This is a genomic window from Peptoclostridium sp. AF21-18, assembly GCF_003478825.1.
In the GTDB taxonomy this organism is placed as follows: Bacteria; Bacillota; Clostridia; order Peptostreptococcales; family Peptostreptococcaceae; genus Peptacetobacter.
This window is the reverse complement of record NZ_QUGE01000042.1, coordinates 1-8968: the sequence shown is the minus strand read 5'-3', so window position 1 is coordinate 8968 and position 8968 is coordinate 1. Positions and strand designations below refer to the sequence as shown.

Annotated in this window: 9 protein-coding genes; all 9 read right to left on the bottom strand. The window is 33.1% G+C overall.

Annotated features, from left to right (window positions below; translation table 11 throughout):
* Positions 1–241: 241 nt before the first annotated feature.
* On the bottom strand, positions 242–982 hold the full coding sequence (locus DWX74_RS10750; RefSeq protein WP_118549940.1) for a copper homeostasis protein CutC: 741 nt from the start codon (positions 980–982) through the stop codon (positions 242–244).
* A 227-nt stretch (positions 983–1209) separates the two neighbouring features.
* Complete coding sequence (locus DWX74_RS10745) at positions 1210–2316, bottom strand: Sapep family Mn(2+)-dependent dipeptidase (RefSeq protein ID WP_118549939.1); 1107 nt, start codon at positions 2314–2316, stop codon at positions 1210–1212.
* The gene (locus DWX74_RS10740; protein ID WP_118549938.1) at positions 2317–3273 is read right to left on the bottom strand and encodes a N(4)-(beta-N-acetylglucosaminyl)-L-asparaginase; all 957 of its coding nucleotides are present in this window, start codon (positions 3271–3273) and stop codon (positions 2317–2319) included. It abuts the gene before it with no gap.
* A 64-nt stretch (positions 3274–3337) separates the two neighbouring features.
* The gene (locus tag DWX74_RS10735) at positions 3338–3859 is read right to left on the bottom strand and encodes a GrdB-related putative oxidoreductase (protein WP_118549937.1); all 522 of its coding nucleotides are present in this window, start codon (positions 3857–3859) and stop codon (positions 3338–3340) included.
* Positions 3860–3879: 20 nt separating this feature from the next.
* Entirely contained in the window at positions 3880–5226 is a 1347-nt protein-coding gene (locus DWX74_RS10730; RefSeq protein WP_118549936.1) for a PTS sugar transporter subunit IIC, read from the bottom strand.
* Between the two features lie 158 nt (positions 5227–5384).
* Positions 5385–5705, bottom strand: coding sequence for a PTS sugar transporter subunit IIB (locus DWX74_RS10720; protein WP_118549935.1), 321 nt, complete (start codon positions 5703–5705; stop codon positions 5385–5387).
* Positions 5706–5718: 13 nt separating this feature from the next.
* Positions 5719–6039, bottom strand: coding sequence for a PTS lactose/cellobiose transporter subunit IIA (locus DWX74_RS10715; protein WP_118549934.1), 321 nt, complete (start codon positions 6037–6039; stop codon positions 5719–5721).
* An 85-nt stretch (positions 6040–6124) separates the two neighbouring features.
* A complete protein-coding gene (locus DWX74_RS10710) occupies positions 6125–6721 on the bottom strand; it encodes an RDD family protein (RefSeq protein ID WP_118549933.1) in 597 nt (198 codons plus the stop codon).
* Between the two features lie 62 nt (positions 6722–6783).
* The gene (locus DWX74_RS10705) at positions 6784–8679 is read right to left on the bottom strand and encodes a BglG family transcription antiterminator (RefSeq protein WP_118549932.1); all 1896 of its coding nucleotides are present in this window, start codon (positions 8677–8679) and stop codon (positions 6784–6786) included.
* Positions 8680–8968 lie beyond the last annotated feature (289 nt).

Sequence of the window (8968 nt, the reverse complement as noted above, 5' to 3'; positions counted from 1 at the left end):
TTTATGGACTTTCACCACAGATTAATAGCATGCCCGTCATACTAAAAAAGGACCTATTGCAAAACTTGCAACAAGTCCTCGTTTATAGGTTAATGTAACTTAGTGGATTGAAAAACATAGACAAAACATCCTCGACAATCTGGAGACGTGCAGTTTGTTTGCAACATAACTTTTTTACTTGTACACACGTCGAAGCTGGAGAGGAGTTTGTCTATGTTTTCAATTCCCAAGATATATTAATCTATAAATTTTCTATCATATTTTTAACTAGTTCGTATGAAACTACATCGTAATTCATTTCATTTGGTGCACTTGCATAAGAGTAGCTTACATTATTCTTATGAGTTGTTGGATCTTCAACCCAAGCCTTACAAGAACTATGAACCTGGTTTATTCCAGTATAATCCATTATCTCGTCCATATTCCCTACATTAACTCCACTACCTGCAAGTATTTCTATTTTGTCGCCGTATTTTTCCTGAAGATTTTTTATTACTTCTTTTCCTTCTATAGCTTTTGGCTCTAATCCACTTGTAAGAACTCTATCTATTCCAAGCTCGATTAAAGTTTCCATAGTTTTGTATGGATCTGCTACACAGTCAAAAGCTCTGTGGAATACAGCTTCTCCGTTGTATTCTTTTATTATTTTTACAATCTCAGCAGTTTTTTCTTTATCTACTTCTCCATCTTCAGTTAAAAATCCAAACGCTAAACCATCTGAACCATTTTTCATAAGAAGCTCTGCATCCATCTTCATCACTTCATAATCTACATCGCTGTAATGGAAGCCTGCTCCTCTTGGTCTAAGCATTGATATAACTAAAAGATTTGTATTCTTTTTAGTTAGTACTAATGTCGCTAAAGAAGGTGTAAGTCCTCCTAGATGTAACGCACTATTTAACTCTATTCTCTTTGCACCCGCTCTATCTGCATTGTATGCGTCTTCATAACTTCCGCAGCATATTTCAACTATTTTTTCCATTTTATCAAATCCTATCTACTAAATAATAATCCTTATTTTGACGTAATACCGCCTATTTTAACTTGCGTGTTTCTGGTAATCTTAAAATAAATTTTCTCTACTAACTAATCACTTTTACAATAATCTTTTAAATAATCTCTTTTACAATCAATCTTTAAATAATCTCTTTTTTCCTTTTAAAACAATCCTCTAAACAATTTTAATCACTAAACAACCTTATATATTAACTATATATTCGCTAAGTAGTATATACCTAACCCGTATATCTTAGCATTTGATATTAAGTCTTCTACCTTCATCCATTCATTTGGAAGATGTCCTATTCCCTTCTGTCCAGGGAAACTTGGCCCAAATGGAACTATATTAGGCATTAGTTTTGCGTATGTTCCGCCAGTTGTTGTCACAGGAGTTCCGTCAAGTCCTGTAACCAACTCATACGCATTCTGAAGACTTCTAACCATATCGCTGTCTTTTTCAAATCTAACTGGAGTATAATGGCTTACGCATTTTACTTCCATTCCATTTGATTTTTCCTCTATTGTACTTATTATCTTCTCTACAGTAAGTCCCACAGGATATGAGAATGTTACAGAGAAAATAACTTTGCCGTCCTCGTATCTTAATTTATAATTTCTCATTTCATTTACACCAAATTCTTCGCTCTTATAATCAAGACCTAAGCTTTCCGCATTTGGCTTAGCGTTCATAAAGTATGTATTTACAAACGCAAAGAATTCAGCTATATTTTTTTCTTCTGTTGAAATTTCTACAACAGCTCTACCTCTTTCTGCATATACTACTGGGTATTTGCAGTCTGGTGTCCATCCCATTACAGGTGGTTTTTCTTTTTCTAGGTAGTATTTTAAATCTTCAAATCCTGTTTCTTCATCACATCCAAAGATTATTCTGACCGGTCTTTTTAATTCCACATTTAACTGCTTTATTGCATATAAAGCGTATAAACAAGATAGTATCGGTCCTTTATTATCTAATATCCCTCTTGCGTAAATATATCCTTCTTCTTCATGTGCACTAAATGGATCATGTTTCCAACCTTCTCCAACTGGAACAACATCTAAGTGACCTATTATACCTATATAATCTTCACCTTCTCCATACTGTGCCCATCCAATGTAATTATCAAGATTTTTAGTTTCAAAACCTAAGCTCTCTGCTAATTTCAATGTTTCATCTAAAGTTAAGGCTATATCCTTACCAAATGGAGCATTTTCTTCGGCTTTTGTTTCGACACTCGGCATCTTGACAATCTTTTTAATTCCTTCAATCATTTCTGATGAATTTTTTTCAATCTGCCGAATTATCTTTTTTTCCATTTATTTTTCCTCCAATGGTGCAGTTCTTGTTTTCATGTAGTTGTCTAACCACTCCTGGCTAGCTACTTCATGTATGCATTTTCCGTCTACATTTTTAGTTAAGTATACTATTGGTTCCTGTCCTTCTGTAGCTACTGCAAATGAGAAACCTTCTATATTTGTAGCAACTCCCCATTCTCCTTTGTTGTTCATAGCTATTAGAGATAAATCTCCTGCTTTTCCTCTTCTTTCTATTAATTCTTTGTTTAAGTCGTTTACTGCTATTTCACAAGCTTCCTGAGGATGTTTTCCTTCTTTCATAAGTCTTACTATTTCATAAGATATACATCCTTTCATAAGGTCTTCACCTAGTCCTGTTGCACTAGCTCCACCTATTTTTGAATCAACATAGAATCCTGATCCAGATATTGGAGAATCCCCTACTCTACCTTTTCTCTTCATGAATAATCCACTTGTAGAAGTAGCTGCAGTCATTTTACCATGAGTATCTAGACAAACCATACCTACTGTATCATGTCCTGAATATGGGCTTATTTCCTGCTGTTTAACTTCTTTAACTCTGTTTTTGTAGTGTATTTTTGCTCTATCTGTAAGCATATTTTTTCTTTCGAATCCTTCTTTATGAGCAAATTTTTCCGCTCCTTCTCCTACTAACATACAGTTTACTTTTTCATGAGATAATCTTCTAGCTATTGATATTGGATTTGCATAGTCTTTTATTGCTGCTACTGCACCTATATCTAATGTATCTCCATCCATGTATGCTGCATCTAGTTCTACTTCCATTTCTTCATTTGGAAGTCCACCGTATCCTACTGATTTGTAGAATGGGAAGTCTTCTACTTCTTTTATTGCTGTTTCTATTGCATCCCCTGCATCAGCACCTTCTTTTAGCATTTTATCTGCTTCTGTTATTCCTTCTACTGCCATACGCCATGTTGCTATTATTCCCCACATGCTCGTTACCTCCTATATTATACAGAAAGGATGCCTAAAAAAGCATCCTCCCCCATTTTTTAATTTAAAAACAATATTTTGATACTATTTCTGAACAATCATCGCCTTCGTGCATAGCTTTTGCTAATTCACACATAGCGTCTAATGATTCATTTAATCCAAATCCACCTTTTTTAGGTGTTTTTATTATATGCACTTTATCTTTGTACTCAGCTATTGTTTCTTCATTTTCTACTGACATAGCTGCAAATGCTTTTGCGTCTGTTGTATTGTTTATATCGTTAGCTACTCTAGCAGCCATTTTTCCATATCCTAAGTAGTTTAAACATGGTCCACACATTACAACATCTGCTTTTAATTTATTTACCATTGCGCAAAGTTTTCTACTTACTTCATCTGGGTTAGCGGCATAAGTACCGTCACCGCAGTAAAGACAAGCTATTACTTTTCCGCCTATTTTCTTTAAAGACTGTTCCATCATTACAGCAGGACCTATTACTTCTTTTTTAGCTCCTAGTGGCACATCGTGGTCATCTTTTATACCTGCACCTGACTGTATCTGGTCGTAAATCATTATAATTCTCATATTAATTCATCTCCTAAATCTTATAGATCGTCGAATGATAGGTCATCTAATGATATATCTTCATCGTCTTCTTCAACGTTACTCATTTCTTCCTGTAAGTACTGTTTGTCTAGTATTTTTATGAATGGCATGTATATAAATACACCTAATACTAGAAGTATTGCCTGAAGTATTGCTCCTACCCAGTTTGTAGCAAGGAATCCTGATATTACAAGTGGTGTTGTCCATGGTATATTAACACCTGAACATATTGGAACAAAGTTCATCGCCATTGCAAAGTATGATATTACTATGTTTATAGTTGGCACTAATATGAATGGTACTAACATAGCAGGGTTTAAAACTATTGGTAAACCGAATAATATTGGTTCATTTATTCCGAATATACCTGGTACTAATGACATTTTACCAAGATTTTTTATACGTTTTGATTTACAGAATAATAACATTGCTATTACTAGTGATAATGTTGAACCTGCACCACCAAATGTTGCAAATAAATCCTGGAACTGCTGGCATATTATATGATGTTCTCCAGCTACGTTTCCTGCAGATAAAGTCTGAAGTATTGGGTTGAATACCGCACCAACAACAGATCCACCATTTACTCCGAAGAACCAGAATATATGTAAGAATATGTAAGCTATTACCATTGCTCCTAAAGTATCTCCAAGGTTTAGAAGTGGAGTCTGTAAGAATTCGAATATTATCTGGAATACATCTGTTCCCATGTATCCGAATATTAAGTTAACAGCAAAGAATATTATCATAACTACTGCTGCTGGTATTAAAGCTGCGAATGATTCTTCAACTGTTGGAGGTACACCTGCTGGCATTTTTATTGTCCAACCTCTTTTTTCAACAAATGTATATATATGTACTGATATGAATGCACAGAATATACCAACGAAAATACCTTTAGCTCCTAACCATCCTAGAGGCACACCAGTTAAACTAACTGCCTGAGCAACACCATTTACATCAACTTCACCAGTTACTGTATATGGCATTATTAAGAACCAAGAAACTAATGCTGTAGCAGCACCGAATAATTTATTCGTACCTAATTTTTCTGCAAAAGAATATGCAATACCCATAACTGCAAATACCGCCATTATTGTGAATGTAGCATCTGCTGGTTTTGATATATAACCTGCTAAAGTCTGTCCAGTTGCCTGATTTACAACTGTTCCTTCAAGAAATTCTATCCACGCTGGTATAGGGAAGTTTGCTATTAATAGGAATATAGATCCACCTATTAATAGTGGTGTTGATAGTAAGAACCCATCACGAATTGACATTAAGTATTTGTTACGTCCTATAGCTTCTGCTAAGGGCATTAAAACTTTTTCAAGTTTTTTCATCATAAGCCTATCTCTCCTTTTTAATTTTTGTGTTTTGATTTTTGTGTTTTGTATTTTGATATTGTTTTTAATTTCTTACTTTTTGCTACTTCATTTTACTTTTTTAACTTTTGTGTTTTTGTTTCATTTTTGTGTTTTATTACTCTGTAAACTTTTACTAATTATTTGTTTGATTTTATTAATTTTATAGCTGTTTTTAGAACCTTTTCTCCGTTCATCATACCGTAATCTCCCTGATCTATAAGAGCTATTGGTACATTTAATGAGCTATACTGTGCAACTATTTCTTCGTACATGAATTTTATCTGAGGCCCAAGTAATATACAATCTGGACAATCATTTTTTAATATATCTCCCATCTGTGGGTAAGGGAAAGCTGCAACTTTTATTGGTAAATTGTGGCTATCTGCTACTCCCTGCATTTTACTAGCTAACATACTAGTTGACATTCCGTTACTGCAAAATAAATAAACTTTTTTCATTTTATATATCCTCCTATTTTTCTAACGCTGCTATACGTTTATTTAACTTGATTATTTCTTCAGCCATAAGTTTAGCTGTTTCTGCTGCCATTAACTGGTCTTCAGCATGCATTAATAATATATTTATATTTACTGCTTCTCCTGCAGCTTCTTTCTGTATTAAACCTGCATGAGCTTTATGTCCTTCTAAGAACACTTTCTGTCCTTCTTTTATAATTTCTTCAGCTTTTTCAAATTCACCTTTTTCTGCTAATCTCATTGCTTCTATATAATTTGATTTAGCAGTCCCTACTGCTGATATAATCTGAAAACTTATTAATTCTAATTCATTCATTAACTTTACCTCCACTTTCTATAATGCTATTATACTAGGCAATTGATTTCCTATGACTGTACTCACATTTCCTAAACTTAGGAAATTATTTACACATAACTACTCTAGTACTTCCTATGTAGTCGTGGATTGCTTTATGATCTTTAGTAAATATAACCATACCAGCACTTACAACACATACTGCTAGACCAACATACATTAATCCAGATACTATTTCTATACCTGTTAATAATGTAAATACCTGATGCCATATTGCACTCGCTGTCACTAAAGAACCTTCCACTACTATTATTCCTACTAACTGTCTTAGGAACATATTCTTAAATGTAATTTCTTCTTCATCATCTTTTACTATTTGGATTTTACAAATTTTCTTACCTAAAGTCTGTCCCTTTGTAATCCATGTCGGAACAGCTACAAAGTAAAATAAAGCAAACACAAAACCTAAACATCCCGCTATTAAACCATAATGGTTAGGGAATTCTAATATATTCTGTTTAAGCACACTTCCAAAGAGCTTCTGAGATATCATAGCTATTGGAAAAGCTGTAACAAGACCACCTAAATACCAGTCTATTAAATAACTTAAAAATCTTCTTGTTAAAGGTACATCTTCGTATCTTTTTTTAGTGCTTTTATCTATTTTTTTAACTAAATTGCTCTTTTTATTTTTCTTACTCATATTTCCTCCTATTAATTTTCTACATTTATAATATACTTATTCTAATACTTCCTTTTCTATACCTACTCTAACACTTCTTTCATAAAGTCGTCGTAGTTGTTTACAGCTAGAAGTCTAGCCAATTTCTTTGAATCAGTTACAGTATTTGATAGCCATTCAAAGAATATCTTCAATAAACTGTTGTCTGTATCTCTTATTCCAAGAAGGATTATCAATCTAACATCGAAATCCCCCCATTTTACAGCCTTATCCAACACCATAACAGAAAGACAGGATTCTTTTGTAGATACCTCCATTGAATGAGGCACTGCAAATCCATAAGAGAACGATGTGGCAGACATACTTTCTCTTTTAAAAACATCTTCTGTATATCTCTCATCAGCTAAATCTTTCTCAACAAGCTCATTGCATAGCTTATTTATTATCTCATCTGATGATTTATATGTTTCATGAACATGGAATAAATCTCTTCTAATCATCTTTCTTACCAAAATTTTAAACTCTGAGCTATATCTTTTCTTATCTAGCTGATTTAAAAGCTGGAATATTTTACTCTCATCTTCATAATTTAAAAACAAACTTATTTGAATTGTAGGCACATCTAAATTATGCTTAATCTGTAAAGTAGTTATTATAAAATCTGGTTCATATTCCATAACCTGACTTTCCTCAAAGAACGTAAACATCTTAACTACTTCCATCCTATCTCCAAAACGGCTATTTAATTTTTCAATGCACGGTTTTGAAAGCATCTGGTTGTGTGGCATAATCACAACTGCTCTATACTTCTGCACACTGTCTATTCTCTCGTATGCAGCTCCAAGATGAAGTGCTAAAAACTCTATCTCTGACTCGTCTATTACATATCCTGTGAATTTTTCTATAACCTTTGCTGAATGTATCGCCATTTCAAATACTAAAGGATATTTACGCTTAATTTCCTTTAAGTATAGAGTTGTAACATCGACCTTGTTTCTCTGTCTTTCTATAAGTGACCGTATATGTGTTTCAAGACCAACTTTTAAATCCCAATCCTTAGAAAAATCAACCCCAAAATACTCGGCAATCTGTTCTATTAACCGGTCTATAAGTCTTTTAACCTCTTCCTTATTATTGTTTAACTTTCTATAATTTCCTGAGCTCTTTCCTAAAAGAAGAAGTGAAAATCTCTTAACCTCGTCATCTACTATCTCAATATTAAGAAGTTTGCTCACCCTTTCAAAAAATTCATAAGACACATGATACTCAGTACTTTCCATAAGTCTTTCATCGATATCACTTGTAAGGTAGTTGTGATTTATAATTCTCTCAATCGCAACACCTGCGTGCATCATAATCATAGGAAATGTAGTTTCCCTTATCTTATAATCATACTTCTCACAAACTTCTTCAAAAATATCTTTTATAACAAGAAGGTCAAAATCTGTCCAAAAGTCTGCTATAGAATTTAAGTTCATGAAATTACCATGAGTTTCCTCTGTAAGTAGATATTTATATAACTTTCTCTTATCTATCTCCTCACCCTCAAGTCTAATATGATTCTTAGATCTAATCAGCTTTAAACTAGGATAATTCTCTATAATCTTTCTTATCTTCTTTAAATCATTATCTATAGAGTATCCACTCACGAAAACTCTCTCCTGTAGCTGAATTAAATTAATCTCCTTATTTCTAAACAACAGCTCCTGAATAATCCAAATACATCTCTCATGTGCAGTCTGTGGAACAATTTCCTTTACCTCTATATCCTGATTAGCCAAAAGAATATCGTCTATATGATACCCTGCTCTCCTATTAGACTCTATAAGCTGACAATCATAGTATTTATTTATAGCTTCAATATCTGAGCGAATAGTTCTATCAGTAACATTAAGAATCTTTGCAATCTCTTTTCCAGTCATCCAATTATTTGAATCACTCAATATATTTATAACATTCATCTGCCTATTACTCAGCATACCTATCATCCTTTCCCAAACTTAATTTATATTAGTTATTTATATATATTCATTACTTTTACTAATTTTTATTTTGATTTTTATAAATTCACTAACTTTTTTTCACTCTAGTTCCTATATTAATAATATACTAATACCTTTTCCTAATCTACTATTTCCATTTCCTAACAGACAGGAAAATTCCTAACTCATTAGGAAAATTACCCACCTTAACTCGACAATCTGCAGGCGACTCGTGAACTGCTCCCCTCTGAGTGGACAAGTGAAATAAATAAATTCACTTTAAACT

What these genes read in the sequence shown, in the direction of transcription:
- DWX74_RS10735 (WP_118549937.1), bottom strand. Translation starts at nt 3,859, where the DNA reads ATGAGAATTATAATGATTTACGACCAGATACAGTCAGGTGCAGGTATA.
- DWX74_RS10715 (WP_118549934.1), bottom strand. Translation starts at nt 6,039, where the DNA reads ATGAATGAATTAGAATTAATAAGTTTTCAGATTATATCAGCAGTAGGG.
- DWX74_RS10705 (WP_118549932.1), bottom strand. Translation starts at nt 8,679, where the DNA reads ATGCTGAGTAATAGGCAGATGAATGTTATAAATATATTGAGTGATTCA.
- DWX74_RS10750 (WP_118549940.1), bottom strand. Translation starts at nt 982, where the DNA reads ATGGAAAAAATAGTTGAAATATGCTGCGGAAGTTATGAAGACGCATAC.
- DWX74_RS10720 (WP_118549935.1), bottom strand. Translation starts at nt 5,705, where the DNA reads ATGAAAAAAGTTTATTTATTTTGCAGTAACGGAATGTCAACTAGTATG.
- DWX74_RS10745 (WP_118549939.1), bottom strand. Translation starts at nt 2,316, where the DNA reads ATGGAAAAAAAGATAATTCGGCAGATTGAAAAAAATTCATCAGAAATG.
- DWX74_RS10730 (WP_118549936.1), bottom strand. Translation starts at nt 5,226, where the DNA reads ATGATGAAAAAACTTGAAAAAGTTTTAATGCCCTTAGCAGAAGCTATA.
- DWX74_RS10740 (WP_118549938.1), bottom strand. Translation starts at nt 3,273, where the DNA reads ATGTGGGGAATAATAGCAACATGGCGTATGGCAGTAGAAGGAATAACA.
- DWX74_RS10710 (WP_118549933.1), bottom strand. Translation starts at nt 6,721, where the DNA reads ATGAGTAAGAAAAATAAAAAGAGCAATTTAGTTAAAAAAATAGATAAA.